We start from the raw sequence: 24,996 nt of genomic DNA, 5'->3' as shown, positions 1-24,996 counted from the left end.
GGAAAACATGCGAGCCTGTTCATATCGAGGCGCAACGCCTTCCGCCCTTCAGAGGATCACTAGCATGAAAACCCTGTCCCGCATCGCTCTCGCTCAGATCATCATGGCAGCAGCCCTGGCGACTGGCTGCTCTGCAACCCCCCAGCCGAGCAAGCAATCGGGAAATGGCCAATCGACCCAGGTGTTTACCCAACAGGTTATTATCGTCCCGAACTGCCAAACAGTGGCTGGAACGCCTGTATGCCAGTGGATCGAGCCCAGTCTGCCTAACGCCGCCGAACAACCTCAAGGTCGCCAGCAAAAGGTCAAGGGCATCATGCTGTAATCGGTTACCCTCCATGTCTACTGCCCCTTCCCTCGCCAGAGGGAAGCACGCTCACCCAAACCGCTGTAACGCCCGGAATGACCCAGACCCCTGTTTTGATATCAGCCGTCGAGCTCCCTCCCTCTCCTGCAGAGGTAGAGCAGCAAGCAGACAGAAACCTTAGCCTTCTAAACGCTACCGGGCAGCTGCACGGCTACCGGGACGAGTTTCTTGCGGCTCTGCAGCTGCCGATTTCAAGCAAGGGAAGGCTGGCTAAGGCCCTGAAGGTGGCTGACAAACTCAGTAAGGCAGCCACGCCTTACGCTGCCTGCAGGGCAAAGTGCAGTCATTGCTGTCACATCCCCACAACGATCAGCCACACAGAGGCACAGATGCTCGCCGAGGCGAGTGGGAGGAAGCTGGCAAAGGTCACAGCCAGGCATTCTCGTGAAGAGACAGCTCACTACTTCCGGAAACCCTGCCCCTTCCTTAAGAAGGGCTCATGCAGCGTCTATAGCGCCCGCCCAATGGCCTGTCGCCTGATGTTCAACATGGCCGACACGCCCTACTTCTGCAATCCAGCAATTCCGCCTGAGCAAAGTCACGTCACGATGCTCAACCTGCAGGACCTCAATCTCGCCTTTACCGGCACATTCCTGCACGAGACCTTCGCGGATATTCGGGACTTCTTTCCTAGCTGACCAGGGCACCAGCACCGGATGGCCTGCCCTGCCGCAATGGCGAAGATTACCGTAGGGTCAGCTTACGCAGCCCCACGGCCTTTGGAAGTAAGCAGCAGCTCGATCTGATGCTGTGTGGTGACCCACTCGCGAAGGCAATCAACGACCCAGGCATTCATGCTCGATGCGGGCGCGACGGATGTGATTGCCCCACGCCAGTCGTCAGGCAGCCGAAGAATGAATTTGCGTATCCGGCCGGAGGTCAGATCAACGGCCTTGGCTGCCGCCTCGACCTCAGCGGCCAAGGGCGACTCTTTGAGAAGGCTGAAGATGATCTGAGTGCGAACGTTCTTCTTCAATCCCAGCTCAATCGCAGCCAGGACCTCAGAGTTCAAGCTGCGAAAATTGTCCGTGGAAAGCTGCGTCAGCTTGGAATGCAGGGCATCGGGCATCCGAACAACGAACTTGTCAGCCTCGCGGCTGTTGTACTCACGCGGCGCACCCTGGAGCACCTGGTGTGCCGGCACCTCAACCAAAGGCGGGTTCTGCTGTTGAGATGTTGTTTGAGTGTTCACTTAGGACCTTCCTTATCGACCCAGGCGCCGGTGCTCAGTTGGCGCCACCATGAGTGCCAATGCTACCGACCCATTGGCAAAGGGGTGGCTATTTTGGCCCGGATTAAGGCCCAAACTTCGATCGACGCCTGCAGATGACAGAAGCATTCAGATCGACTATTTCAGCATGCCCCAGTTCCCTGTAATGCAACGGAAGGCGACGGCCTTCACTCCAGAGAGACTCTTACCACCTTGCATTGCATTAGGGTGGGTGAAAATGGTCGCATGGACATTCACATGACCATTGGTCAAACCAACAGAGATGGTGCACGCATGTCGATATGGAAAAAGATGCTGCCAGCAAGCGCTTTGCTGGTGATGGTAGGACTGGGCGCCAGCAAAGTTTATGAGCTCAAGCTCGGGTCAGAAGTAACTTTCCCCGCGGAGGCGGTCGTCCCGGCCGGCACTGCCATCAGCTTCGAGGTCAGAACGGCTGCCGACGATTTGCACGGCCCCGTGACGCTCCCTATCTCCGTGCCAGGCTTCCCGAATAAGCCATTCGCCGAACGCCTGGCAGGCCGCTGTGATGTTTCTGTACCGACAAAATGGGTCGATAGGCGCCTCCTCTCAACTCCGGGCGCACTCATAAATTGTGGGGGCAAGACCAGCGTTGTGATGCCCTCCGACCTGGTCGGGCCGGATGGACAGAGTGGAATCCAAATGCTGGATCCACACGGCACATACACCCTGGTGCTGACAGAGGGCCTTCCACTTGCCGGACTCATAACGCCCTAGTCGCCGGCCGACCTAGGACGCCCACCAGTTGCATTCTGGGTTGGCGTGAGAGGGTGAGGCGTGACTTCCAACACGCCCACATAACTGAAAGGACTATGACTCTTGGACGATATTCAAAAGGCAGCAAAGAACCGTTTTGAGCAGTCCCTCAAAAATGCAGGCCACCATTTTCATGTGGACGGAGGAGGCAATACCGTAACGCCTCTGTGGCTGTACTCAATCAGCCCCACAGAGGGCATCCGTGTGATCTCCCAAGTCTCCATTGAGGGTTATCGTGCGTGCACCAACCCGAAAACCCGCCCCAGACAAGTAGGGGTTTCACCTGTCGACGCATTGACATCCTGTATATCCAGTTTCGACAGACTGAGCAGTAATGAAGAGCGCTTCAGAGAAATTCCTACCCTTCACCAGCTCCTTCTGGAGTATGCCTGTCACACTAAAACATGGGAGATCATGCCCCCACTTAACCAGGTTAGCGGCCTGCATTTCCTGATCTGTGACTGGGTTGCTCCTCGCAATACTCGCATTTTCAAGCCCATGCTGGTGGGCTCACCAGATGTCCTGGATGAGAACGACCTAGCCGAACAGGTAGGAAGGCTTGTTTCGATGCATACTCAGCGCTACCCGCACGAGCACCCAATCCTTGCATAACAAAATTTGAGTCCCGTTGACGTGGTGTGATCGAGTCTTATGCCGGCGACGGGCAGCTGCATACCTCGCACTTTCCTCAGTGCTGGCCAGTCCCACCACCAAAATCAAGGATTTACGCCCCCAGCACATGCACGGAGCAACGTAGATGTCCGAAACTGACGTGACGATTCTTGCCGACATGCGCGAATCCCGCTCTGGGATCCTGGAGCGCCTCAAGGCCATGGGGGCAAAGGTGCAGGTCGTTGAACTGGAAACAGGCGATTACGTCCTCAGCGCCGATATAGCCGTTGAAAGAAAGACCGCCCAGGGCTTCATCAAGGGCGATGTATACGGCACCAGATAAGCCATCTCACGCGAAGCTATCGACGGCGCAATCTCCTACCTGGTGGCCATCGTCGGCTGCAACGTCATGTACGTGAAGGAGACGCTGCCGCGGCCGGCCTGCTGTATCGCATGGGCACGCATGCGCAGAACGGGCTGGGGTACGACGTTGCCTTTCGACGTGGCAAGGTTGCTCCCGGCCGCGGCGAAGCCCTTTTCGCTATCGAGGGTCTACCAGGCGTCGGCCCTACAACAGCCATCAAGATCCTGAACCACTTCCGCTCGGTACATGCCTTCGTAAACGCTTCGATCGAGGATCTCAGGGCCATCCACGGGTTAGGTCCAAAGAAGGCTGAACGCATCTTCAACAGAGCCCGATATTAGAAATCACTGACCCATTCATTTTAGCTATATGGGCGTGTAGTTCTTTAGTATGAAAAAAGTATTATTTTGTCGGTTTCAGGCCGGTCCGCCCCTTAAAGCGGACCGAACTGCCAGTGGCGCTTGTTTTTTCGCTAATAGATTGCTCTTGCAGCCAGGGAGATCGCTCTTCACCTGCTGCCATGACAATACAAATGAGACGAAGAAACTAATGGCTGCCAGCATGCACATCTCAAAAACCTCGAAGCCCGCAATCACGGTACTCCGGATCGCCCTCATCTGGCTCTGCCTTGCGACGACCCAGGCCTATGCCATCTGCAAATACTCAGACACAGGCAGCTATTTAATTCTGAATGACGGCTGGTCGGCCGGCGGCTATTTTTACAACGAGGTTTACGTGACGGTAAGCGGGTTCACCATCCCAATTGTCATTCAGGACAAAGTTTATACTCACGTTTCATCTATAACTGGCAGCCCACCACTGTATTCCACTGCCACTGTTGGCAAGTACACTTTTACCCGCTCTACCCAGCAAAGCCCATCAAACCACACCACAAACTACGCGTTTACAGTTTGCTCAAGTCCCAATTTTGACGGCGTACTTACAACAGAAAAAATTCCAGGGTACATGGAGGCACTGGCGCCTCCGAACGTAATTATCAACGGGGTAGTCACTCAAGTTATTCCCTCAAGCACTAACCGGCCGCAGGCAGTAGCCCCAATTGCAATTGTTAATGGCGAAATATATAGAGCCAACTTCAGTGACGGAACAATCTCTTATTTAAAATCCCCTAATACAGCGCCGGCAGTAGCTAACCGCTCAGCATCTCTTCAGGAAGACAGCAGCACTTCTATTACCCTGACCGCTACTGACCCCGACGCGGGGGATTCGCACACCTTCGCCCTGGTCTCATCCCCTGGCGCTGGATCAGCCTCAATCAGTGGAAACAAGCTCACCTACACGCCGCCGGCGAACTGGAACGGGCAGACTACCCTCAAATACCGGGCGACCGATTCGAAGGGCGCAATTTCAAACACAGCCACGGTCACCTTCACCGTCACAGCGGTCAACGACGCACCGAGCACCACGGACCGCACGATGACCACACCCGAGGACACGGCCGGCCAGATTACGCTGACCGTGACTGACGTGGATCTGAGCTACGAGGGCGACAGCCATACATGGGAGATCGTAAGCCCACCAAACGCAGCTCATGGCTCTGCAACCATCAGCGGTGCAATCTTGCGATTCACACCAGCGGCCAACTGGTACGGGATGACAACCTTGACCTATCGAGTACGGGACTCCAAAGGTGCCGTCTCCGGCACCCAGAAAGTCACCATAACCGTCTCAGCAGTCAACGACGCACCGGTGGTCGCTGCTCGATCGATGACAATGGCAGAAGATACTTCGTCGACGATCACGCTCAGCGCCACTGATATCGACTCCCCCACCCCAACCAAGTTTGAGGTGGTCGCTCAGCCTTCAGGCGGCGCTGGTGCTGGAACCATAGTCGGGACCAGCCTCTCGTTTAAGCCAGCAGCCGACTGGAACGGCACGACATCCCTCACCTATAGGGCACAGGACTCAAGCGGCGCCTGGTCTAGCCCAGCAACGGTTTCTATAACGGTCAACCCAGTTAATGACGCACCCACACCCGGAGCGACGCTGGAGTTCAAAGTGCTGGAAGGGATGCCGCAGACAATCAAGATCAAGGTAATCCCCTGAGCCTGCAGCCGTGGCCATCAGAGGCTCCAGGGGGGGAAGTAGTTGCTGGCGCGATCAGGCTCCAGGGTAGCGGCTAAACTCGCTCACCCTGGACTGTATTACCCGCGCCAGGAGTGCCTTCCACTCAGCATTCCCCGGCGCATAGGCGTAGCTCTCGTAGAATTTGAGGATGTCCCGATCAGGGGTCAACTTGAATGCGAACGCTATTTCCTCAGCCTGCTCAGGAGTAGCGCCATTAGCGATTAGACCCGCCTCCAAGTCCGCCGGGAACACTGTCTGACGCACCCAACAGAGCGCGTCGAGCAAGGCCATATCAACCGTAAGCACTCGGCAGTGGTTACCAGTGATCACGTAAAGAGAATCCCCGCCAGGTACGCAGTCACTTTCTCGTGCATGGCGGGCACCTTAGGCTGCATGGCCAATCACACACGCGCCGTGGCTGCGGGCAACGCTATCCATTGGGCCGCCAGCCCGCTCCCATTCAGCCGGCCAGAACCCGGCCATGTTCGAGTTGTAGCGCGGCGTACCGAAGTACAGGCCATCCGGCGCCAACTTGTTCAGCGCCTCGGATACGTCCTTGGCGACCTTGTTGACGTGGTCCTCACCGGACCAGCGTCCGCCACGAAGCTTATCGAAGCGCTCGCGCAGAGGGGCAGCCACCGGCGCATTCAACTTCTCCAAAGCCTGCAGCTGAGCCTCTACGTGCCCGCTGTAGTTGTATTGACCATCAGCGTTGTATTCGTCGATCAGGCCGCCCTTCAGGACAGTCATCGGCTTGTTGTGTGTGGCTGCGCTCATGAGCGGCTCCCTGGTGTTCATGTTTCGGTGATGGACCCACCGTCTCATGGAAGCCATGAAGTGCAAGCCGCCGGTGCAGAGTTCGGGTGAATCTTTGGCGAGACGCTCAATGCGACTGGACAGGCTTCTCGACAATGCCCTGCCCTTGAAGCCAGGACATGACCTTGGCGGGGATTGGTTCAGCATTCAAGCCCAGGATGAGCGCGTCTTTCTCAGCTAGAAAGGCCTGGACCTTACTCATCGACCTGCCTCCTTCTGAGCTTCGTATTCAGCCCGCAGGGCATTAACGAGCTCGCCCAGGGTCTTTAGTGGTTCGTGGGGATTGAGGATGCCGAGCTCCTCAGCAAATACGAAGTCCACAAGGCGGGCCTCATCGGCCTGCTCCCACCACTCCTTCTCGAACCCTAGGCTGGCCAGGACTACATCGCGGCGGTCTCGGGAGAGCCAGTAGCCACCGTGAGAATCCGTTTCGTAGCGAAGGATTCCGTGGGCCATTTCTTCACAGCGTTGAGCAATGCCCCATGGTGTTCGGGCGCCTGCTGTGTTCGTCATCAATACACCCCTTTCGATCAAGCGGTATCAACGGCTCCCCGCCCTTAAGAACGGGCCTTTTGAGGAGCCTTTATGCACGAACGATAACACGCAGACGTTGCAGCTTTCAGCGTCCAGAACGGACGTAGTGGGTTGGGTGATTGCGGCTCCACGCCCCGCCAGGCCGGAGGTCACTCCGGCCTAAATCCTAAATGAGGAGGCTACTGTACCAAGGCCGATCACTCGTCTTCGGCATCCTCTGGAGTCTCAGGGAGAACGACCAGCACCGGCTTGAGAATTTCGAGCAAGGTCTGCTCCAGAGTACGGCCATCACAGCCGCCGGCGTCACTGTCGAAGGCGCTGCTGTCATAGTCGAAGCCGCCATCTTCCAGCTCATCAGGCGAGATGATGCCATCACCCTCAGCATGAACACCATGGACGGAGGGCTCGCCTTCGTAGTCAGAATGGGAGAGTCAGTCCAGAGGGATTACAGTTGCTTCGACGTGGCCATCAGCAAATGCCAGATCAAGAGAACCGGACCTGCGAGCCTGGTCAGCACTGGTAACGATCGAGCCATCGGGCGCCCGCACCAGCGCGAATCCCTTGCCTAACAGTGTCAGTGGGTTGGTCTTCTCGAAGAGCATGTCGGCGGTGCTCAATCGCGATTTCTCTCGCTCAACAATCACGTGTGCCCGGCTACTGACCTGGGTTGTGGCCAGCTGCAACGCCGCAATCTGCGCCGCGCAAAGCCGGCTGGCATGTCCGGCGAAAACCTCAGGGGCACGCCGGAGGCGCTCCCGCCCTTCCCCAGCCTTTCTCGTGACCAACCGAGAGAAATCGCTGGCGGCGCGATCGCAGGCCCTTTTCTCTTCACCAATGCCGGCGGATGAGTAACGTAAGAATGCCTCTGGCACCCACTGCAGCCATTCACGGTGTTCGGCGACACTCTTGGTAGCCAGCCTGGAGAACAAGGCGCCTGCCCGTTCACATCTGGTCCGGTGGACATGAAGCATCCGCTGCGCACCGGCGCCGAACCGGGCATTGAGCCGGTCGACTGCAGGGGCCTGAACCGACACAAGCCGCAGCATTTGATTGGTCACCGCTTCCACGCTCGAACGGAAACTAGAAGCCTCATGACTGAGCGTGGCCTTGATGTGGCCAATCACCTTGGACGGGGTATCAAAGCGCCTGTGAGCGACCAGATCCAGGATGGTCTCATCCACCTGGTGCCCGATGCCGGTGAAGACCGGAATGGGGATTCTGCAAATCCAACGGGCGAGCTCGAAGTCATTCAGCCAGGCAAGATCGGTCTTGGCCCCGCCGCCGCGGATCACGCAGACAACGTCAAATGGCTCGATCTGGTGGCGCTCGTAGAGGGCTCTCAGGGCATCACGAATGCTCTGGGAGCTCACCTCCCCCTGGAAGGTGGCGGTGAAGTATTCGAAGGAGCAAACAGCAGCGGATTCGAGCTTGTCCGCATCCTGACGGAAGTCAGCAAGGCCGGCCGCCTCGTGAGGTGAGACAACGCCTACGCGCCAGAATCCAGAGGGTCCAGATAGGACTCGCTGCTTGTCGAACAGCTGCTGCTCTTTCAGCCGGCCGATGATCTCCTGGATCTTCGCCTGCATGTCGCCCAGGGTGTAGCTGGGGTCAATCCCGCCGACATGAAGCCTGAACCCATACTGAGTGGAGAAATCAGGCCTTACCTTGACCAGCACCTTCATGCCGGCCTCTGGCAAGCCGCCGGCGACGGACTTCCATTGAGCGAGGACGTTCTTGGCCACGTTGGCAAACATCACGCAGCTAGCCGCTTTGGCCACCTCTTTCCCGTCCACAGACTCAACCAAGTCCATGAAGACCGTGCCGTTTGGCTTGAGGCTAAACGAGGACAACTCGGCCACGCACCAGGCCGACTCTGGAAGCACGCGCTTGATCGCTGCCTCACAGGTGGCGAGATACCGGCTCAGTGTCTGATGTTGAGGCTGCCCAGCCGCGCTCATCAGCTACCCGCCCGATCGCCCTGCAGAGTTTGCTGCAGCACGCCCTCGATACGGGTGATTCGGTCCCCGCAAAACTTCACGGCCTGGGAAAACTCCGTTGCCAGTGTTTCCAGTTCATCGATGCCGACTTCGTTCTGCTCAAGGCGCTTAACGGTCTGCTCGATGAACTCCATGTTTTGCTGGTAGGTAGTGCGCTCAGTCAAAGTGTCTTCTCCTCGTTCGCTACGTTAGATCTTCCCTTGGCGCCACCCGCGGTACCGCTGTACTCCAGCGGGAAACTCTGCTCAACCTGGAGCCACTCGCCCTTGGGCTCGTAGAACCTGAAGTCAATGCAGAGCTCGTCCAAAGGCATATTTTCGAAGCATGGCGCTGTTTCGTGTGGATCGAAAACGACTACGCCGAACTCCTGGTGCCTGAACGCAACGACCCAATGCCACTTGCCTTTCATTCCGCGCCAGTCGTCGCGCACCTTGAGGATCCCCAGACCATGGAGACTGTCCACCCTCGCCATCGCCTGGTCTGCACCAGCAGGCCGGTGCGGGCCACCGCGCCAGCCATTTCACTGCTCGTGGTTGAGTAGGCAGGCCGACATTTGCGCCGAACCCCGAGTCCATATTCGTTGAAGCGCTCACGCGCTTCCTCGTAGGCGGTACCCGTGACCATAGCAAGGCATGCAATCCCGCACCCGTATCGGTCTGTTTGAACGACCTTCAGGACGCCACAGCGATCTTGCCAGTTGTTACCAGAGCTCAACCCCTGTCACCCCCGGCACACGGCAGTATCTCTACCACCAAGTACTTCCATGGCGCACCTTCAACAGGGCGGATCAGCCCCTTTGAAGCCAGCAGCTCAACCCGCCCTGCAGCTTTGTGAAAGTTGAGGCCGGTTAGGCGCTGTACACGGCTGATACCGAAATGCTCAGCACCAGCAAGCAACTCAAGTAGCTGCTCATCCGTTTCGGCAAAGGTTGGCATCTCCAGTTGGCCCCTATCCAGCGCGGACACATGCCGCTTCTGGCAATCATCCCTGTATGTGCCGCCGGCGGGGCTCCAAGTCTGCCCCCATTTCTGGGTCAAACCCGTCCCAATGGTGGTCCGTGCCATGGGAACCTGACAGCCACTCCAAATACGCCCAGCAACAGGTGAGGCACATGTGCCAGGCAGACCGACTGAATTCCCTGCAGAAGAACCTTCTTTCAACCTTCGAGGCCCTGGGGATTGGATCCTCATTTGAGGCTCGCGCCGAGCCGATCCAGGCAGGTGACGACCACATCCACTTCACCTTTACCTTCGCAGAAGAGGAGCTGGTTGATCGTCTGATCCGGACTGCCAGAAGTAGCTTTGCCAGCTTCGGCCCGGAGTACTGGCTTCCTGATTCACATCCTGGATCAGCACAGTTTCAACAGGACAACCATCTGCAGTATCGGGTTCTGAAGAGCTTGATCCAGAGCCATCTGTACTGGGGCGTCTCCTTCATCCTTTGCGGGCCGAACGAGGGTTATTCCCTGGTCGAAACCACTCAGCCTTAGTCCGGAGCACTCCATGTCCACTGGCCCTACCCACTTCAAGTACTTCTGCAGCCGTTGTCAGGTCGAGCACATTCAGCCAATCAGCGGCCCGGCGCCGCGACTGGAGGACATACCGACCAGCTGCGGCAACGACTTCCCCGCTTTCCCTTCTGCCGTTGTGGCCATCCCACCGGAGAAGTACATGGAAGCAATGGAGGCGTGCTGCCAGACACCCAAGGTGTTCTTCGACGGAGAGACCATTCTGGTACCTGAGAACGAGCACCAGGTAATCGCGATGCTCATCGAGAGCTTCAGCGGTGTCGCAACGTTCGGGCATGCCAAAGAGTACGAGTACGCGACCCTTGCTAGCCAGGCTGGCATAGGGGGCAAGCTGCTTATCCTTGGCCAGGCGGTGAGCGGCCGAACTGGGCAGAGCGCGGCCGAGATGGTCAGCCAGGCTCTTGATGATCCGGCAGCCGCGCTGCTGGCCTGGAATGCCCTTTATGGCTCCAGCATGCTGCCCCACTGATCGAGGGTTGGATTCGATGGCAGTCTCCGCCGATCACGCAGCGCTGACAAAAAAAGGGGCCGCTTGGCTCAAGAAGAATGGATTCGGTGTGGTGACCACAGAGCTGACCAGTCTGGGCTTGCGCGAGCGCCCGGATGTGTTGGGTTTCCGCAGCAGCTGCTCCGCCATGATCGAGGTGAAGGTCAGTAGAGCGGACTTCCTGGCCGATCAGCGAAAACCGGAGCGTCACGTCGGCGGAATCGGTGTTTACCGCTTCTACCTTTGCCCTGAGGGGCTTATTCGACCAGAAGAGCTACCAACGCGCTGGGGCCTTCTCTATGCAACTGGCAGGTCTATCACCGCAGTGGTCAAAGCAGGAGGAAATCACTGGCCGGCCCTGGTTCAAAAGCACCCTGAGGCCGAGGCAGTCATGGGGGAATGGCGCGACTTCCAGCATGAGTCCGATTCGGAACTGGAGCGCCAAGCGCTGTACTCGATTGCACGAAGACTCGCCTCGGGCGGGGTGGTTTAGGCGTTCATAGGCCCTCGGCCGGACTAACCAACCTGAGCCGTCAGGCCGATGTCCAGCCACTGGCGAGCAACGTCGTACGACTCACCGTCAATTCCGTGCTGAGACCAGAGCGCATCAAAATCCACGCTGGAACAAGCCATCACCCGGTCCAAGGCACAGCGAACGACGATTTGCTCAGCGACCTGGTATTCGTCCCCAGCAGCCCCCTCCTCGCAAAGAGATGCCAGCTCCCGGAACTTCCCGTCCGCCGGCAGCTGCCCGCCTCGCTGCCACATCCTTAGCTCAGCAGCCAACACTCGAAGGTGTAGCTGAGCGAATTCTTTAGCACTCTGGAACCTGGTCATACAGTCGGCCTGCGCCTTAGTCGAGATTCAGATTGAGGTGAGACGGCTCACTCAACTCTTTGTCATAGCGCGAGGAGAAAGGCAGGTACTGAAGGCCATATTTCTTGGCCAAGGCCTTGGCGTGAAAAATGGCTTCGTCTCGGTCTGTAAAGTCCTCACCGTTGACCGCCATCCAATCAGAGCGCTCATACGCAACTGCATACGCCAGATCTATTACCTGGATGGTAGAGCGGTCACCGGATGGATGAATCGCAAAGTAAAAAGTGTCGGTGGACATGGTTCTTCCTTGGGCTCGCTCTCTGAGCAACACTTGGGCCGCCGCCTGCTCAATTGACGCCAGTCTGGTTTCGGTCGTCTCGCCAGAAGTAATACATCAGCAGCTGGAGGATGATGACTACTCCACCAATAGCACCAAACGCCCAATGCGTTTGACCTTGGAACGCTCTGGCGATCAGTAAGGAACAGGCTACGAAACCGGCCATCCGAATTGCGAAGTCAACCTTCGGGTAGCGCTTACTGACAGTCTTAACAAACGATGAAAAAGTACTCACAAAGCCTCCCCTGATGGGCAATGCCCATGCTGGTGCTGTGCACCGAGCTATTATCAAGATGCGCGCCCTCAGCGGGCTTTCGAGCGATGCTACACGCTCAACCAAGCATTCAACACCCTGGTGGGCTGCGCACGCCTTTTGCTACGAATCCAGCCACTCTTCGAACGACTTGACCGATTGCCCTAGGCTGGTGGCGCACTGGACGTACACGTCGTATCGATCGCGAAGTGTTTCGTTCTCGCCATAGCCGGGTACGTTCACAGTGGATTCATGACTCATAGGGCTCACCCTGGTGCTAGTTTCAGGACCAGATTCCCATCGACTTCGCCAGATGCAACTCGCTCTGGCCGGATTAGTCATCCTCGGAGTTGAACTGCCTGCGGTTGATATTCCATGGAAGCGCCGGCTGCCGTCGCTCTCGGCGGTACTTCCCCTTGGAGAAAATGTAGGTATCGAGGGACTCGAAGCAGCGATTTCCGCCAAACAGTTCGAAGGTGATCAGGAACACCAGCAGCGGCTTAGAGCACTGCTGCCACTCTGCCTGGATTTTCTCCAGGGTGCCCTCAACCTCATTGACCTTGCTGTACCCCACAAAGGTTTGGAAAACGGCCCGGTCAGAGCTTCTTCTGAGCTTGCCGAATTCGTTGATTCCACTGTTGGCAAGCTCCCACTCCCACTCAACGAACGTGAGGTACTCACCACTGGGGTAACGCAGTGCAGCGTCTGTCCGTTCACCGTGCTCGAACAACGCACGGGCGCCCAGCAAACTCGCGCATTGCCTGACGACGGAGCCGAGGTGAATCGTCCAGTCCGATCGACTCGCCAGCTGATCCTCAACCGTTACAGGGAAGTCCTGGAACCAGAGGCAGTTAAACAGGGCGATAAAGTCCCTTTCGATGCGTTTCATCCTTCAGCTCCCCGGCCTCAATACGGCTGCAAATCCTCGATACCATCGGACCACATGTCCCAGCTGGTAACCACCTTGGCAAGATCGATCATCTGCTCGATGTCGACCCCGCGCCTCATTGCCTCGACCACCTGCTTGTCCAACCAATGAGTGTTCAGCTTCGGCAGCCGATTACGGAGAACCGCGGCCAGGTAAGCACGGCGATTCTGTAGGCTGCCCTGGAGCTCGACCAGCTTTCGTGACAGGGCATCAATGGACCCGTCTGCCTTGCTGTCAAACCCCGGCATAGTCATCAGGGCCTCAATTCCTCGCAGAACGCCGGCGGCGCCATACCGCTTGGCCAACTTCCGGAGTCGATCCTCACCAACCTTGGTCAGAACGCTAGGTGATATCAGGTCGTTGAAAGCCTGAACTGACACGTCGCTGGTGACCGCTGGCGATACCAGGTCAGGCACAGCGCCAGCAATCCTGCTTAAGCAGTGCTGCAGGTAGGGCAATTGTGCCGGGGCAAGGCTGTCCAGGCTGGTTTCGAGTGCAGCAATGGCATTGCGTACCGAGTCCGGTAAGGACGCGCCAGCCAGGCGTTGAGAGAGGGTCGGATGAACAGGAACACCCCAACGTTCGATCACCGCCTCAATTCCTGCCCGCTCCTCTGGCTCGATCGACTGCAGGGCATGCCGTAGCTCAGACAGATACCGATCCCACGCCCAGTCTTCATCGTAAAAGTACAACTCCTCGTCCGGTGACTGGCGGGCAGTTTCCACCAAGAACCGAGCGAGGGTCTGGGGCGCGATATGTTCATAGGCCTCAGTAGGCAACTCGATGTAGATGGCATAGGACGGATCGTCATTGAAGAGTTGAGCCAACTCCATCAAAACCTCTGGGGTCAGTGAATTGCTCGCATAGGTAAGCACGGACATGAGGTGCTTTTTCCGGCCAGGGCCGCTGGGAAGTCGTTCTACGAGTAGGTCCGAAAAATTTGCCTGCCAGCAGTAAATGGTGCTCCAAGCACCAAACCCGTATGTGTCTTCACCATGGAGCAGATAGTTGTGAAGAGGCTCCACAACGCAGCCGGCGAGGGACAGCGGCTCATAATCGGTTGCTTCTGCCAAGTAATCGACGGCCTCAAGAACTGCATCCGAGTCCTTTTGATGCAGAGCAAGAAGCAAGCGGATCTCTGGGCGGTCGAGGCTGGTTTGCTTCAGCTCAACAGGGAGTAGCTCCAGAATCTCCGGTGCGTTGTAGATGATCGCCGCGTTTGAAACCGTAGGCTCCAGGAACGTGTCAGCGGCAAAGCGCGTGCAGAGCGTTTCTGTAACTGAACGCATAATTTCATGGTCACCCAAGACATGAGCGGCCTTGAACGGGATAGCCAGCATCGGCGAGGTAGGAATTGCGATCTGATCGAGGAGCAACCTGATCTCGGCCCTTATGGAATCGCAGGCTGCCTGGTCCTCAACCTCACGGCGATATGCATCCAGCAGCGGCAGAATTCTCAAAGATGGTGCATGCAGAGATTCAAGAGCTTCAAGGTCGGCGCACGCCGCAAGGTGTAGTTCGACCAGCTCGGGTGACTGCCTATGAGGCCGTGCGGCCAGAAACGCACAACTCGCGATCATCATGATTCGAGTTTCTCGACTGGCTTCAACCTCCTTTGCACGCATGTAAATTGCCATCAAGGCTTTGAGCCCTTCCGGCGTTGAGCTCCCCGACCTCATGTCATAAGCCAGGCAGTATATGTGCAGGCCAAGGCCGCCGGCCGAAGCTGCATCGATACCAGCCTGCATAAGGCTGGTACTTGGGGTCTGACCGGAGCTCAACATGGACAGCGCCAGCTTCTCACGACGCTCAGGACCATCGATCTCAAGGGTGGCGTAAAGGTCACGTGCCTCAGCCCAGCGCCTAGCGACGAACAGTCGATCAGCCTCAGCCTCAACGCCCTCCCCGGTAATGACGATGTCCTGACCTAAGGCCTGAATAGCTGCCGCAAAGGAGAGCGGTGAGGAAAGGTGCTTCTGAGTCATGCTGGAGGGCTCACGAATAGGACTTAGTCAGGCTGGAGAAATTCGCAGCCTGATTCAAGCAGGAACTGACTAAAACCTTGTGGAGGCTCCCCCTAGTACGCCGGCGAGCCGTCGAACTCCCGGGCTACGACACCGTTCTTGTAGGTGCGCAGAGGGCACCAGCCGAGCCACACGCTGGACTCCACTACATCCGGCAGCTTGGAGTTACGCTCAGCGAGCTCAAATGCAGCGCTCATGCCGGCCACTGTGACGTTCTCGGCCGAGCCGCAAGAGAACCCAGTCCCTACCAGGTAAAGCTTCTTGGGTACCGGCTGAGCCGATGGCCCAGCCACTCGCAGGCCCACCAGGTGCGCCAGAGTCTGCATCAGCAGAATGGCGTCCTCCTCCGGAACTACCAGATCACCGGCGCCGGTGCGGACAGTAAAGCCATCCTTCATGGTCGGGATAGCCAGCGCCAGTGCTTCAGTGGCTTGCTGAGGTTTACTCAGATCGTAGGTTTTCAGCGTCATTGCTGGGCTCCTGGAAGGTGTACTGCAGTCCGCAAATTCTCATCAAGCGCTGGCCAACCTCTCACTGAGCGATGGGCCGTTTCGCAATTAACGGTGACCAATTTCTCACTGATCGCTGATATGCAACCCTCGGGCGAAACCCCGGCTGGCTGCAGAAACAGAAAACCCGGCACGGGGCCGGGTCTTGGGATTCTGTGCCCGTCACGTGGGCAGCGGGTTTTGCCTGGCCCCTCGCCCCTACCGGGGAGACTTCCTGTTCCCAGGAAGGACCGCCATTGGCGGTGGAGTTGGAAAGTCCTTCCCCTTTCGGCAGAGCCTACTCAGTGGAGCAATCCGCAGAGCCATCATCACCTGCAGCTGTTTTGCGGGCCGGTGGAGCTTATGGCCCGGGGCACACTCTGCGCACCCCGCGAAAGCACTTTCGTGCTTCCAGGCCGCCGGCAAGTGCCTTTGGCCCCACTGTTATGGTCGTGGCCACCTTCTGGTCGTCTGAAATCTGGCGGGGCCTGGCGGGCGTGATTGCGCTTGTTGGCTCCCTTTGATCTCTATTCTCCACAGGCCGCCGGTAATGCAACCCCACATCCTGGTGATTTCTTGGATTCGCCCAGGGCGACTCTATAAACTCGGTTTCCAATGAGAATGTTCAGTTAGGACACCGGAGGTCCTGCATGCTTCTGACCCGTAAATCCGCCCTCATGGCTCTGCTTGGAGCCACCGTTTTCGGTTTCTTCGGCTACACCGAGGTGTGGAACCGCAACACCATTGAAACCTCTGAAGCCCAGCAAGCTGCTGACCTGGCTGCTTTTCGTGCGGCACTGAAGCCCGTCGAGATTCCCGACTCACTCATTGAGCTCCCAGAGCTTCGAGGCCAGGGCTATCTCAGGGATCTGCGCCAAGCTGCGGTGCTCGATAAAAGGCTCAGGGGCCTGCTGCAGAGTTACGTGGCCGAGGTCGACCCGAAGCGCAGAGCTGAGATGACCCTGCCTGTCCTTGATGCCTGGATCGCTACATCCAAGCGGGACGGGTCCCTGGAGGCCCTATTCGAGAGGACCGGCGCAAGCAGCCCCATAGCGCTTTCCACCGATGACGACGAGGACAAGCGCGTTGCAGCACTGCTCCACAAGGTGCACACCCTGGAGGTGGTCACCGGTAAATCTTTCTTCGCCCTCAAGGACTTTTCCGAGGACGTGGGGGCTGGAGAAGCGACGGTCAGCCTGATGAGCGGCGCGGTACCGAAGGACCTGGACGCCCGTTTGGTTGATGGCACATACGCGATTCCGGCCGCAGCCCTGAACTTGCGCCCTATGCAGACCAAACACGTAGAGGCGGCGTATAGCGCCCTGGCAGCCAGCCTTGATCGATCGCTGCTGTACGGTCGGTACCAGTACTGCCTTCAGCACCCGGTACCCGGGTTCGAGGAAATGAACGTAGAAAAGCTCTGCAGAATGGAGCTGGCGCTGGGGAAGGTGAGCTCGCCTTGGCGGGAGCCCGAGAAGAAGGACCAGCGCGGCTGAAGCCGCGCTGCCAACAGGAAAGCCCTACCCTCCTGCGGACTGATCGTGGGCAGTGGACGTTTCGTACCAAACCCGCAATTCAGATTGTGCCAGTAGAACTACTGCGGCGGTCAACAACGCCTGCGGCAATCAACTTGTCTGCATCTGCCTGGGTGATCACCGCTTTGACTGCACCATGCCGGAGGACAGGGCCATCTGGGTGCCCGCTTTCGATGCTCGACTCCTCGAATGGGGCGTTGATGGAAACACCGTTAACGATGATCATCTGGTTGGGTTGGTTGATTTCAACAGTACAAGCCATTACTTCTTTTCCTTCGTGAATTGATGTCATACATCAGGGTGTAACTTCGACCACTCTCAGGCCCAGTACGCATGCTTGCGCCGCGGCCAATTCCGGCGTGTCCCAGCAGCCCAGCCAAAAGTCATGTTCTACCTTGGGGGCCACAGCATAGGGCTCGACATCGCTACCGCACTCGTTCTGGCGGTATACGACAACCTCTGCGTTCTCTTCGAGGTATTTGGCGATCTTCGAACGGCACTCTGGAAATGCGCCATTTACGTGAGCTTGTTGGGCTTGATTAAGCGCCATGACGCATCCTCTCGGAGGGGTTAAGAATCGTCATGATCCCAGACGGCTGCAGTAAAGCAACCTGCTGCTAATCCGGCTCATCGTCGGTCGTTTCTAGCTCTGAATGCGAGACTACCCGAGTCACCTGATCCAACCGTAAGGCCCAGATGCAACCCTGCACCGACCGAGCGGATAGCGGCGTAGCATCACCGTACAGATGGCCCAGGTCGAACACATTCAACCAGGAATGCCGCAGCCGTGATTCTGCATCTGGAGAGCCTGCTGCCTCCAAGGCTTCGAATTCGTCGCTCTCTGCCTGGTCCTGGTAAAGAAACCAGCGGTTTAGCACCGCATGCCAAGCATCGAAGCAGGACAGAACCAGGTCGGAAGCTGGCAGCGCCAGCTCCAGGACCACCGGGGCCCTGACACCAGCAAGATCTTCGAGGTATGGGGCTGAATGGCCACCGGCCCGCTGCACCCACACCCACCATGGACTGAGGCCTTCACCCGGTGGCAGGACGCCGGCAGCGGTCATCTGCTGCCTCATCCAGCTGTAGGCGGTCTGGAACTCCTCACCTGGAGCGGCAAAGGACTCAGGGCATACCAGTTCCCCTGCAACCTGCAGCTGAGCCCAGGCTTCGGCCTCAATGATGATCCAGGCCTGCACCTTGGCGCCTTGGGTAAATCGCTCCCGCCACTGAATGGCTGGGTGAATGGCTCCGGTGGTCATGGCTCTTCCTTCTTGGCGACCTTGATCAGCCGCAGAGCGAACTTTGCCCAGTCGCGGTAGGCACACATCTTCTCGTAGAAGTCCCGCCCAGGGGCCGGGTGCTCGCGGGTACGCTGATTGAGAGAAAGGTCGAGGGTCGCGATTTGGCTCCGGAGGAGCAAGTCGTCATAGATCGAGGTTAAGCGAACCTTTGCGGCCTGCCGATCAAGGCCATTCAGACCGAACAGCGGCAGATTCTGATAGTCCATCTGCTCAAGGTTCAGTAGGCACCACTGTAGACAGGCTTCCCAATCGTGCTTCTGTGGGTCGCGGATACGCTTTTCACAACTGGAACAACGAGCGAGCCACTTGCCGCCTTCGAGACGTTCAAGGACCCCTGGCGCACCACAAGTACAGACCGGAAAAGGCGCAATACGGGGGTCATGGTCACCGTATTCACGCGTAATAACGCCATCTGCATGCTCAGGGGCATGTAGCTTGGCAATGAGTGCATTGCGCTTATCCCTCAGCTGCTCGACGGTGACTCCCGGCCGCCGGTGTAATGGTGTGGATCCCACTGAATCAACCTTTGCTGGCTATGTCGCGGAGTATCTCATCTGTCAGACGCTGCATGCCCAACTTGGTGCGGGCATCGAGGAGCAACTGGTCACCCTGCCCCTCACGCTCATAGGCCACGATGAGCTGTGCCTTCCAACGCACCCCATCCTGGGTGTGATCAGGCTTCCGGCCAGCACCGATGGCGACACGCGCTATTCGATAGGCTTCGTACCAGGCGGAGCGGGATTCGTTGTAACGCCCGAGTCCTGGCTTTCTCTTGAATGGCATTGGTGGGCTACCCCTGATTCGTTCAGAGGCAGCCTCTCATGGAGTTGGGAAAGCGCAATCGAGGTCAGCTAGTCGCCTGCATAACCCCGACTGAAGGCTGAGCTCCCTACTTGCCCGCCTTAGGAGCTCCCTGGCTCAGGGCGCCATCGAGCAGCGCCAGCATGTCCCGCCGCGGCTTGCAGTCCTGATAGCCGTTGAGGACTCCGTTACGGACAAACTCGATAGCCTCGCGGAATTCATCAGGCGTCGAGTACCCGGCAACACCAGGGCCGTAGTACAGCTTCTCCTCATCCTCGCGGGTAATCTCATTGCGGTGCTCGATGAAGGCCCAGTCCTCAAGTGTGGAGCGCGCCCTGTTGAGCTTTTCGTAAACACGCTGGGTGATACCCGTGGACTGCTGGGAGCTGTTACAGAGCTTGTGAAGCACAGGGCCAATGCTGGTGTGCGTGGCCAGCGGCATTGGACTGGTGGGCTTCCACTGCGAGCGAACACCTGGCCCGCCGCCGTAGGGCGAGGCGCCATTGTGGTCACCGTAGGACCGGGAAGGCCGGGAGCGGCGCTTCTTCCCGCTTTCAGCCCGCGCCGGACTGGTGAACTGGCTGAAGTAGCGATCGGAGGCCACTGGCACCACCCCGCTTGGCTTTCCTGATAGAGATTCGACCTGGGCCTGAACCTTGGCGAGAAGGTCCTGGCTCGGGCCGACCAGGTAGGGAATACAGCTGCCGGGGAAATAGAGCCCCTCCCAAGCCGGGGCTACGCTGAACAAGCCATTGTCACGCAGCCAATCAGTACGGTCTTTGCCCTCGCGCTTCCCATAGGGCTCATCGATCACCAGCCACTCCTTCGTGGAAGGCTCAACCCACCACGAGGAATGGTCCTTGCTGGGAAGAGCACCAGCGATGCGCATAGCGCCGCGCAGGGGCTGGGTATAGGCAGGAATGAGCCCCGTTGCGTCAACAAAGCGCAGAGTCCTGGCAACGCCTTCGAGAGCCTCCAATGCACGTTCCTTGTCGACCAGGTCGCCCACAAGCTCCAAGTGGTCGGCAAACTCCATCTTGAAGCCAGAAAGATTGCGGCAAGCCGGGACCTGCCTGGCAGTGAGCAAGTCGGTCAAGGGGCGAGACAAGGTGATCGAGACGGTTTCGCGCCCCGCACGCTGGGGAACGCTGCCCTTCACGTACCAGTAGGCCGTGAGGAAAACCGGAAAGGACGCGACCGGCGCGGAGCTGATTTGGCGTTTGGCGTGCAGGAAGTTACTGAAGCCGGCCTGGCGGGCAGCCTCATCAAGTGCTTTGGTGTGAGGAATCCCAAGTTCACGCTTGATGGACTTGGCAAGGCGCTGAATGCCGCCCACGGAGGACGGAGGTGTGGCGTTGATAACCATGACGGTCTCCCGGCCCAGCTGCGCAGCGTCACCCGTTTCCGCTACATACGGACCGATCAGAGTCACAGTCGGTCATCAGTTCAAAAGGCAGTGCCGTTGCCAGCTTTAAAAACGGGTGTCATGCGCCTGCCTGAGCGCCAGACCATGCTAACAACAGTCTGATGCCGGCCTCAAGCCCAAACGACGACGCCCCGATTTGCCCCCAAAAAAAGGCCTAACTGACCTGCTGACACGCTTTTCGCCATGGAATCATGGTTGCAAATCAGGGCATGCATACGACGCTGCCCCACTTGAGACGAACCATACGGGCCAGCGCATGAAGGGTACGATCCACAAGTACATCGAGGACAAGGGTTTCGGTTTCATCCGCACTGAGGACGGCGACTCCGTCTTTTTCCATCGCAAGTTCCTGCAGCCAGGTCACTCCCCGTCCGTAAATGATTTCGTAGAGTTTCGACCCAAGCAAACTCCCAAGGGTGTGCAGGCCGAGAAGATCATCCTGATCAAAGCCGGCGAACCATACCCGGTGCAGATGGAGTACCCCAACAAGGTCATGTACAGCCAAGACGGTTACTTCCCCGGCGGCTTCACTGTCGAGCGGGAAATTTGTGAAGTGACCTCGGCTGAGAAGGGATTCGCCAACGCCCGTAACTCGCTGCTCTCGGCGTCTTCACGGGTCGGCGGGAATGCGGTGCTCATCACTCATGAGCACCAGTACATCGAATCGAGCTTCAGCATGTTTGGATTCTTCGACCTCTTGTTGAACATAATCGGCATGATCCTCAGACCTACCTGGGGCAAGTTCTTCTACAGCCCGGCCAGCATGACCAAATACCGCACGGTGACCCAGCTTACGGGCGTCGCTGTAGTCATCTCGCGCCAAAAGCGCGGCTAATCAGAACTCACCCTTCCCGGGTACCGAAGGAGGACTGGCAGATGATTTCTACTGCTCAGCTTGGAAGCATGGTTGTAGAAAACCTATGGATTGGCGCAGCCCTCGTATTGCTGCTCCTGATCCCATACGTTCTGGCGCTGGCCTACGAGAACACGCCCGAGGCAGCCGAAAAGAGAGCCGAGAAATGGCGGGCGCTAGCCATCGCTGAGGAAGCCAATGGCAACTCCGAAGTGGCCGCCAGGTGTTTCGCCAAAGCAGCTGAGTGGGAAGCAGTGGCGCTGCTTCGCTCGGCAAAGCTCTGAACAGTCAGCAACGTGGATCCAAGGACGAGAACATGAGCGACGAACTGAACAAGGCACTGCGCAACTTCAAGGCCTGCGCCCAAGAAGCCCCAGCCGGTGCGCACGAGCAAGCTAAGGATCTTGCCGCGGTGCTAGGAGAGACCTGTGACAACCTGGTGCGCGACCTTCGAAAGCTTGGCCTTGTGGCGGACAACGGCGACCTCATGACACACGTCGAGGCGACCATCTACGACTACGTGAAGAAGTCGAACCCCGGCAAAGCCCTCTTCTCTACCTCTGAGCGATTCGGCGAAACGGTTTCCGCCGGCACCGGCACCAGCGCCTGCCAGCCTGGCGCCGTCCCGGCGTAAATCAGACAGAGTGTTCCTACTGCCCGCCCCGGCGGGCTATGTTCTCTGTGCTATCAGGAAGTTCGAGCAGCCATCGTCGTGATCCTCAAGAACAGCTTCATGGGTGCAAAGCTCACCCGCACGCCCCGATTCACAGCCTACGTTTCAGACGACACCCTGACGCTTATCCTCGACGGGAACGAGTCTGCTTGGCCGTTACTCAACATTGGCGCCGCCAAACTGGTGCCGGGGATCGTGTGGGCCGAGCTGACTATCCAAACCCTGGACGGGGAACGCCACAAGCTTGATGGCATAGACAAAACAGAGGGTGGCCGGTGGCACAGTGCCTTCCAGGCCCTTCAACACAAAGTGGTCGCCACAGCCGGCAAGCAAGCACTTGAGCTGTACGGCAAATGGGCGAGCAAGGTTTCCCGCCAGCTACCGAATCGCTGGCACCCATCCTGGATGGGCGAACACCTGGCCAAGACAAACCCACCTGCAGACCTGCCTTGTGGACTGAGTGTTGACGCCGTCGCGTCCCACCCGGCAATCAAGGGCGCCAGTGAGGCGTTTCCGAGCATCCTACCCTCTCCTCCTCCACGCCCCGCCGCCGGCCTCGCGCTGGCGCTTTCCAGGCTCAATGAGGCGCTGTTTGAGGAGCAGAAGAACCTCGCGCTGTTCGACACGCTTGAGTCCACTCCGCTCACCCTGGAGCAGCGGCTGGCCGTGATCTGCTTCGATTCGAAGTTACTTCTGGTTGCTGCAGCTGGCTCGGGCAAGACCGCCACAATGGTTGCGAAGGCGGCCTATGCGATCGCCACAGGGCTTGTGCGGCCCGACGAGATCCTCATGCTGGCATTCAACGCCGATGCCGCCAAAGAGTTGGAGGAGCGCCTGGAGAAGCGTCTGAAGGCCTTCCCCGGCGCTGATCAGATTGCCTGCAGGACTTTCCACAGTTTTGGGCTTTCGGTGATCGGCGAAGCCACCGGCGCCAAGCCCCGCCCAGCCGCATGGCTCGAAGGCGGCCAGGACCTGGCCAAGGTCGAGCAGATCATGAACGAGCTCTGCAAATCAGACCCGGCCTTCCATGCCAACCTAATGCTGGTCCGTAGGGTGTTTGCCCAGCCGATCGGCAACGCCTCAGGCGCCAGCACATCCGCTACAGATGAAGAACTGATCACCTGCCGCGGCGAAACCGTCAAGAGCCGGCAAGAGCAGCTAATTGCAGACTGGCTGTTCTTTCATGGCGTGGACTATCAGTACGAGCCGGCCTATGCATTCGACACAGCTGACGCCCAACACAGCCAGTACCATCCGGATTTCTACTACCCAGAGATTGATCTGTACCACGAGCACTTTGCACTGGATGCCAACGGCAACCCGCCTCGCGAGTTCAAAGGCTATGCAGAGGGCGTAGAGTGGAAGCGGGCCCTGCACCAGCAGCACGGTACCGAACTGTTTGAGACGACCAGCCATACCCTGGTGGCCGGTACCGGGCTTCCGGCCCTGCAGGAGGCGCTGGAGAGCCGAGGTCTCACGCTGAAGCCCGACTTCAGCAAAGAGCCGCCTGGGCGCCCTCCCCTGGAGTTCGAGGCTCTCGCCCGGATCATCAGGAACATCATGCAGCATGCCAAGGGCAACCAGCTTTCGCCTGCAGAGCTCAGCACTCGTGCCAGCCAGGTCGACCCTGTGCGCGGCCCGCTGATCATCAGCCTGTACGCCAAAGTGCTCGAACGCTGGCAGGCAGAGCTGAGTGCAACCGGTACCGTCGACTTCGACGACATGATCAACCTGGCCATCGAGCACGCCGAATCGGGCCGGTACCGGTCACCGTACAAGCTGGTCATAGCTGATGAGTACCAGGACGCCTCAGCGGCCAGAGCGCGGTTACTGCGGGCCATCACCGTGCGGCCTGACACCTTCCTCACAGCAGTTGGCGACGACGCCCAGAGCATCAACAGATTTGCGGGCGCCGACATGAGCGTGATGCGCAACTTCCAGCAGTTCTATGGCTCCGGCACCGTACTGAAGCTGACCCAGACATTTCGTTGTCCGGAGGAGATCTGCAGAGTCTCCAGCAACTTCGTGCAGCAGAACCCGATCCAGATCCCGAAAGAGGTCAGGACCGCATCAACGGTCAGCGGCAAGGCGATTCAGTGCTTCGCGGCCAAGCACCCCAATGATCTTTCCAGCCTGGTGGCCGGTACCGTCACACGCATAGCAGCCAAGCTCAACTCCGTTTGGGATCAGCCCCGAAAGCCGACCATCATGCTGCTTGGCCGGTACCGCAGTGACCGCCCAGACAACATGCCCGAGCTCGCCCAGATCTGTGGGCATGGCATCGATATCAGCTTCAACACGGTGCACAGCAGCAAGGGGACTGAGGCCGACTACGTGCTGATGCTGAACGTCATTAGAGGACGGAAGGGCTTCCCCAGCGAGATCGCCGACGACCCGGTACTGCAGTGTGCGATGCCCCTACCAGAGGAATTCCCATTCGCCGAGGAGCGTAGGCTGTTCTACGTCGCACTGACGCGTGCGCGGCGCGGGGTTTTCATCTTCACGGTCCAGAACAGGCAATCTGCATTTCTGATCGAGTTGGCGCAAAGGAACGAGCTTCAGATCGTGGGTCGTGATGGCGAGCCGCTCAGTACCGAGCCATGCCCGGCTTGCAAGGATGGCCTACGCAAGCTGATTCCTGGCCGCTACGGGGACTTCTTCGGCTGTACCAACTATCCCAAGTGCACTTGGAAGGAAAAGGCCAGACCAACCCGCCGCCCCTGACTACTGAGTGAAATCGTGTGCAGTCGCCGGTAAGGCTTT

The 24,996-nt window shown here is 58.3% G+C and carries 32 protein-coding genes; 15 read left to right on the top strand and 17 right to left on the bottom strand.

Features of this window, described 5'->3' with window-relative positions; translation table 11 throughout:
- Positions 1–64: 64 nt before the first annotated feature.
- Entirely contained in the window at positions 65–325 is a 261-nt protein-coding gene (locus P7A97_RS08420) for a hypothetical protein (RefSeq protein WP_277689484.1), read from the top strand.
- 77 nt (positions 326–402) lie between these two features.
- Positions 403–1,005, top strand: coding sequence for a YkgJ family cysteine cluster protein (locus P7A97_RS08415; RefSeq protein WP_277689483.1), 603 nt, complete (start codon positions 403–405; stop codon positions 1,003–1,005).
- A 62-nt stretch (positions 1,006–1,067) separates the two neighbouring features.
- Here P7A97_RS08415 and P7A97_RS08410 read toward each other — a convergent pair whose 3' ends face one another.
- Positions 1,068–1,559, bottom strand: a complete 492-nt coding sequence (locus tag P7A97_RS08410) for an Arc family DNA-binding protein (protein WP_277689482.1) — start codon at positions 1,557–1,559, stop codon at positions 1,068–1,070.
- A 276-nt stretch (positions 1,560–1,835) separates the two neighbouring features.
- Between P7A97_RS08410 and P7A97_RS08405 the strand changes: the two genes are divergently transcribed.
- The 4 genes from P7A97_RS08405 to P7A97_RS08390 all read left to right on the top strand — a co-directional run bounded on the left by P7A97_RS08405 (position 1,836) and on the right by P7A97_RS08390 (position 5,415).
- Complete coding sequence (locus P7A97_RS08405) at positions 1,836–2,333, top strand: hypothetical protein (RefSeq protein WP_277689481.1); 498 nt, start codon at positions 1,836–1,838, stop codon at positions 2,331–2,333.
- Positions 2,334–2,435: 102 nt separating this feature from the next.
- Positions 2,436–2,984, top strand: a complete 549-nt coding sequence (locus P7A97_RS08400; RefSeq protein ID WP_277689480.1) for a hypothetical protein — start codon at positions 2,436–2,438, stop codon at positions 2,982–2,984.
- Between the two features lie 145 nt (positions 2,985–3,129).
- Positions 3,130–3,327, top strand: coding sequence for an ERCC4 domain-containing protein (locus P7A97_RS08395; RefSeq protein WP_277689479.1), 198 nt, complete (start codon positions 3,130–3,132; stop codon positions 3,325–3,327).
- A 570-nt stretch (positions 3,328–3,897) separates the two neighbouring features.
- Complete coding sequence (locus P7A97_RS08390; RefSeq protein WP_277689478.1) at positions 3,898–5,415, top strand: Ig-like domain-containing protein; 1,518 nt, start codon at positions 3,898–3,900, stop codon at positions 5,413–5,415.
- 405 nt (positions 5,416–5,820) lie between these two features.
- On the opposite strand, the gene P7A97_RS08385 is transcribed toward P7A97_RS08390, so the two are convergent.
- The 6 genes from P7A97_RS08385 to P7A97_RS08360 all read right to left on the bottom strand — a co-directional run bounded on the left by P7A97_RS08385 (position 5,821) and on the right by P7A97_RS08360 (position 9,213).
- A complete protein-coding gene (locus P7A97_RS08385) occupies positions 5,821–6,213 on the bottom strand; it encodes a hypothetical protein (protein WP_277689477.1) in 393 nt (130 codons plus the stop codon).
- Positions 6,214–6,319: 106 nt separating this feature from the next.
- Positions 6,320–6,454: a hypothetical protein gene (locus P7A97_RS08380; RefSeq protein ID WP_277689476.1), complete on the bottom strand. Its 135-nt coding sequence runs from the start codon at positions 6,452–6,454 to the stop codon at positions 6,320–6,322.
- Positions 6,451–6,765: a hypothetical protein gene (locus P7A97_RS08375; RefSeq protein WP_277689475.1), complete on the bottom strand. Its 315-nt coding sequence runs from the start codon at positions 6,763–6,765 to the stop codon at positions 6,451–6,453. The genes P7A97_RS08380 and P7A97_RS08375 overlap by 4 nt, the downstream gene beginning before the upstream one ends.
- Before the next feature lie 452 nt (positions 6,766–7,217).
- Complete coding sequence (gene xseA, locus P7A97_RS08370) at positions 7,218–8,744, bottom strand: exodeoxyribonuclease VII large subunit (protein ID WP_277689474.1); 1,527 nt, start codon at positions 8,742–8,744, stop codon at positions 7,218–7,220.
- Positions 8,744–8,947 carry an exodeoxyribonuclease VII small subunit gene (locus P7A97_RS08365; protein WP_277689473.1) on the bottom strand — a complete coding sequence of 68 codons (204 nt, stop codon included), beginning with the start codon at positions 8,945–8,947 and terminating at the stop codon, positions 8,744–8,746. The genes xseA and P7A97_RS08365 overlap by 1 nt, the downstream gene beginning before the upstream one ends.
- The gene (locus tag P7A97_RS08360) at positions 8,944–9,213 is read right to left on the bottom strand and encodes a hypothetical protein (protein ID WP_277689472.1); all 270 of its coding nucleotides are present in this window, start codon (positions 9,211–9,213) and stop codon (positions 8,944–8,946) included. Before P7A97_RS08360 ends, P7A97_RS08365 begins: the two co-directional genes overlap by 4 nt.
- 681 nt (positions 9,214–9,894) lie before the next feature.
- On the opposite strand from P7A97_RS08360, the gene P7A97_RS08355 reads away from it, so the two are divergent.
- From P7A97_RS08355 to P7A97_RS08345, 3 genes are read left to right on the top strand one after another with little or no spacing between them, the layout of a single operon-like run.
- A complete protein-coding gene (locus P7A97_RS08355; protein ID WP_277689471.1) occupies positions 9,895–10,272 on the top strand; it encodes a hypothetical protein in 378 nt (125 codons plus the stop codon).
- Positions 10,273–10,285: 13 nt separating this feature from the next.
- The gene (locus P7A97_RS08350) at positions 10,286–10,780 is read left to right on the top strand and encodes a hypothetical protein (protein WP_277689470.1); all 495 of its coding nucleotides are present in this window, start codon (positions 10,286–10,288) and stop codon (positions 10,778–10,780) included.
- A 16-nt stretch (positions 10,781–10,796) separates the two neighbouring features.
- Complete coding sequence (locus P7A97_RS08345; RefSeq protein ID WP_277689469.1) at positions 10,797–11,291, top strand: hypothetical protein; 495 nt, start codon at positions 10,797–10,799, stop codon at positions 11,289–11,291.
- Positions 11,292–11,651: 360 nt separating this feature from the next.
- On the opposite strand, the gene P7A97_RS08340 is transcribed toward P7A97_RS08345, so the two are convergent.
- The 5 genes from P7A97_RS08340 to P7A97_RS08320 all read right to left on the bottom strand — a co-directional run bounded on the left by P7A97_RS08340 (position 11,652) and on the right by P7A97_RS08320 (position 15,626).
- Positions 11,652–11,912 carry a hypothetical protein gene (locus tag P7A97_RS08340; protein WP_277689468.1) on the bottom strand — a complete coding sequence of 87 codons (261 nt, stop codon included), beginning with the start codon at positions 11,910–11,912 and terminating at the stop codon, positions 11,652–11,654.
- A gap of 415 nt (positions 11,913–12,327) precedes the next feature.
- A complete protein-coding gene (locus P7A97_RS08335; RefSeq protein ID WP_277689467.1) occupies positions 12,328–12,465 on the bottom strand; it encodes a hypothetical protein in 138 nt (45 codons plus the stop codon).
- A gap of 73 nt (positions 12,466–12,538) precedes the next feature.
- Positions 12,539–13,093, bottom strand: coding sequence for a hypothetical protein (locus P7A97_RS08330; protein ID WP_277689466.1), 555 nt, complete (start codon positions 13,091–13,093; stop codon positions 12,539–12,541).
- Between the two features lie 17 nt (positions 13,094–13,110).
- Complete coding sequence (locus tag P7A97_RS08325; protein ID WP_277689465.1) at positions 13,111–15,117, bottom strand: hypothetical protein; 2,007 nt, start codon at positions 15,115–15,117, stop codon at positions 13,111–13,113.
- Positions 15,118–15,209: 92 nt separating this feature from the next.
- On the bottom strand, positions 15,210–15,626 hold the full coding sequence (locus P7A97_RS08320; protein WP_277689464.1) for a hypothetical protein: 417 nt from the start codon (positions 15,624–15,626) through the stop codon (positions 15,210–15,212).
- Positions 15,627–16,294: 668 nt separating this feature from the next.
- Between P7A97_RS08320 and P7A97_RS08315 the strand changes: the two genes are divergently transcribed.
- The gene (locus tag P7A97_RS08315; protein WP_277689463.1) at positions 16,295–17,140 is read left to right on the top strand and encodes a hypothetical protein; all 846 of its coding nucleotides are present in this window, start codon (positions 16,295–16,297) and stop codon (positions 17,138–17,140) included.
- A 79-nt stretch (positions 17,141–17,219) separates the two neighbouring features.
- Here P7A97_RS08315 and P7A97_RS08310 read toward each other — a convergent pair whose 3' ends face one another.
- The 4 genes from P7A97_RS08310 to P7A97_RS08295 form a co-directional block, all read right to left on the bottom strand.
- Positions 17,220–17,441 carry a hypothetical protein gene (locus tag P7A97_RS08310; RefSeq protein WP_277689462.1) on the bottom strand — a complete coding sequence of 74 codons (222 nt, stop codon included), beginning with the start codon at positions 17,439–17,441 and terminating at the stop codon, positions 17,220–17,222.
- Positions 17,442–17,474: 33 nt separating this feature from the next.
- Positions 17,475–17,729: a hypothetical protein gene (locus P7A97_RS08305; RefSeq protein ID WP_277689461.1), complete on the bottom strand. Its 255-nt coding sequence runs from the start codon at positions 17,727–17,729 to the stop codon at positions 17,475–17,477.
- 67 nt (positions 17,730–17,796) lie between these two features.
- Positions 17,797–18,438, bottom strand: coding sequence for a DUF3841 domain-containing protein (locus P7A97_RS08300; protein WP_277689460.1), 642 nt, complete (start codon positions 18,436–18,438; stop codon positions 17,797–17,799).
- Positions 18,435–18,686 (bottom strand): hypothetical protein, encoded by a 252-nt coding sequence (locus P7A97_RS08295; protein WP_277689459.1) that lies wholly within the window; start codon positions 18,684–18,686, stop codon positions 18,435–18,437. Before P7A97_RS08295 ends, P7A97_RS08300 begins: the two co-directional genes overlap by 4 nt.
- 298 nt (positions 18,687–18,984) lie before the next feature.
- Here P7A97_RS08295 and P7A97_RS08290 point away from each other — a divergent pair, with 298 nt between their 5' ends.
- Complete coding sequence (locus P7A97_RS08290) at positions 18,985–19,335, top strand: hypothetical protein (protein ID WP_277689458.1); 351 nt, start codon at positions 18,985–18,987, stop codon at positions 19,333–19,335.
- Positions 19,336–19,369: 34 nt separating this feature from the next.
- Here P7A97_RS08290 and P7A97_RS08285 read toward each other — a convergent pair whose 3' ends face one another.
- Positions 19,370–20,647, bottom strand: coding sequence for a DUF5623 domain-containing protein (locus tag P7A97_RS08285; protein ID WP_277689457.1), 1,278 nt, complete (start codon positions 20,645–20,647; stop codon positions 19,370–19,372).
- 316 nt (positions 20,648–20,963) lie between these two features.
- Here P7A97_RS08285 and P7A97_RS08280 point away from each other — a divergent pair, with 316 nt between their 5' ends.
- The 4 genes from P7A97_RS08280 (at position 20,964) to P7A97_RS08265 (ending at position 24,957) form a co-directional block, all read left to right on the top strand.
- Positions 20,964–21,542, top strand: coding sequence for a cold shock domain-containing protein (locus P7A97_RS08280; RefSeq protein ID WP_277689456.1), 579 nt, complete (start codon positions 20,964–20,966; stop codon positions 21,540–21,542).
- Between the two features lie 41 nt (positions 21,543–21,583).
- Positions 21,584–21,844, top strand: coding sequence for a hypothetical protein (locus tag P7A97_RS08275; protein ID WP_277689455.1), 261 nt, complete (start codon positions 21,584–21,586; stop codon positions 21,842–21,844).
- A 32-nt stretch (positions 21,845–21,876) separates the two neighbouring features.
- Positions 21,877–22,194 carry a hypothetical protein gene (locus P7A97_RS08270; RefSeq protein ID WP_277689454.1) on the top strand — a complete coding sequence of 106 codons (318 nt, stop codon included), beginning with the start codon at positions 21,877–21,879 and terminating at the stop codon, positions 22,192–22,194.
- 78 nt (positions 22,195–22,272) lie between these two features.
- Positions 22,273–24,957, top strand: coding sequence for a UvrD-helicase domain-containing protein (locus P7A97_RS08265; protein WP_277689453.1), 2,685 nt, complete (start codon positions 22,273–22,275; stop codon positions 24,955–24,957).
- The last annotated feature ends 39 nt before the right edge of the window (positions 24,958–24,996 follow it).

Origin of the sequence: Pseudomonas sp. GOM6 (assembly GCF_029537485.1) — a bacterium.
Classification (GTDB): domain Bacteria; phylum Pseudomonadota; class Gammaproteobacteria; order Pseudomonadales; family Pseudomonadaceae; genus Aquipseudomonas.
The sequence above is the reverse complement of the archived record's forward strand: the minus strand, read 5'-3'. Positions and strand labels throughout refer to the sequence as shown.

Excerpts from the sequence above, each read along its gene's own strand:
- P7A97_RS08420 (WP_277689484.1), top strand. The coding sequence starts at position 65 with ATGAAAACCCTGTCCCGCATCGCTCTCGCTCAGATCATCATGGCAGCA.
- P7A97_RS08415 (WP_277689483.1), top strand. The coding sequence starts at position 403 with ATGACCCAGACCCCTGTTTTGATATCAGCCGTCGAGCTCCCTCCCTCT.
- P7A97_RS08405 (WP_277689481.1), top strand. The coding sequence starts at position 1,836 with ATGACCATTGGTCAAACCAACAGAGATGGTGCACGCATGTCGATATGG.
- P7A97_RS08395 (WP_277689479.1), top strand. The coding sequence starts at position 3,130 with ATGTCCGAAACTGACGTGACGATTCTTGCCGACATGCGCGAATCCCGC.
- P7A97_RS08390 (WP_277689478.1), top strand. The coding sequence starts at position 3,898 with ATGGCTGCCAGCATGCACATCTCAAAAACCTCGAAGCCCGCAATCACG.
- P7A97_RS08385 (WP_277689477.1), bottom strand. The coding sequence starts at position 6,213 with ATGAGCGCAGCCACACACAACAAGCCGATGACTGTCCTGAAGGGCGGC.
- P7A97_RS08380 (WP_277689476.1), bottom strand. The coding sequence starts at position 6,454 with ATGAGTAAGGTCCAGGCCTTTCTAGCTGAGAAAGACGCGCTCATCCTG.
- P7A97_RS08375 (WP_277689475.1), bottom strand. The coding sequence starts at position 6,765 with ATGACGAACACAGCAGGCGCCCGAACACCATGGGGCATTGCTCAACGC.
- xseA (WP_277689474.1), bottom strand. The coding sequence starts at position 8,744 with ATGAGCGCGGCTGGGCAGCCTCAACATCAGACACTGAGCCGGTATCTC.
- P7A97_RS08355 (WP_277689471.1), top strand. The coding sequence starts at position 9,895 with ATGTGCCAGGCAGACCGACTGAATTCCCTGCAGAAGAACCTTCTTTCA.
- P7A97_RS08350 (WP_277689470.1), top strand. The coding sequence starts at position 10,286 with ATGTCCACTGGCCCTACCCACTTCAAGTACTTCTGCAGCCGTTGTCAG.
- P7A97_RS08345 (WP_277689469.1), top strand. The coding sequence starts at position 10,797 with ATGGCAGTCTCCGCCGATCACGCAGCGCTGACAAAAAAAGGGGCCGCT.
- P7A97_RS08340 (WP_277689468.1), bottom strand. The coding sequence starts at position 11,912 with ATGTCCACCGACACTTTTTACTTTGCGATTCATCCATCCGGTGACCGC.
- P7A97_RS08335 (WP_277689467.1), bottom strand. The coding sequence starts at position 12,465 with ATGAGTCATGAATCCACTGTGAACGTACCCGGCTATGGCGAGAACGAA.
- P7A97_RS08330 (WP_277689466.1), bottom strand. The coding sequence starts at position 13,093 with ATGAAACGCATCGAAAGGGACTTTATCGCCCTGTTTAACTGCCTCTGG.
- P7A97_RS08325 (WP_277689465.1), bottom strand. The coding sequence starts at position 15,117 with ATGACTCAGAAGCACCTTTCCTCACCGCTCTCCTTTGCGGCAGCTATT.
- P7A97_RS08320 (WP_277689464.1), bottom strand. The coding sequence starts at position 15,626 with ATGACGCTGAAAACCTACGATCTGAGTAAACCTCAGCAAGCCACTGAA.
- P7A97_RS08315 (WP_277689463.1), top strand. The coding sequence starts at position 16,295 with ATGCTTCTGACCCGTAAATCCGCCCTCATGGCTCTGCTTGGAGCCACC.
- P7A97_RS08310 (WP_277689462.1), bottom strand. The coding sequence starts at position 17,441 with ATGGCTTGTACTGTTGAAATCAACCAACCCAACCAGATGATCATCGTT.
- P7A97_RS08305 (WP_277689461.1), bottom strand. The coding sequence starts at position 17,729 with ATGGCGCTTAATCAAGCCCAACAAGCTCACGTAAATGGCGCATTTCCA.
- P7A97_RS08300 (WP_277689460.1), bottom strand. The coding sequence starts at position 18,438 with ATGACCACCGGAGCCATTCACCCAGCCATTCAGTGGCGGGAGCGATTT.
- P7A97_RS08295 (WP_277689459.1), bottom strand. The coding sequence starts at position 18,686 with ATGGACTATCAGAATCTGCCGCTGTTCGGTCTGAATGGCCTTGATCGG.
- P7A97_RS08285 (WP_277689457.1), bottom strand. The coding sequence starts at position 20,647 with ATGGTTATCAACGCCACACCTCCGTCCTCCGTGGGCGGCATTCAGCGC.
- P7A97_RS08280 (WP_277689456.1), top strand. The coding sequence starts at position 20,964 with ATGAAGGGTACGATCCACAAGTACATCGAGGACAAGGGTTTCGGTTTC.
- P7A97_RS08275 (WP_277689455.1), top strand. The coding sequence starts at position 21,584 with ATGATTTCTACTGCTCAGCTTGGAAGCATGGTTGTAGAAAACCTATGG.
- P7A97_RS08270 (WP_277689454.1), top strand. The coding sequence starts at position 21,877 with ATGAGCGACGAACTGAACAAGGCACTGCGCAACTTCAAGGCCTGCGCC.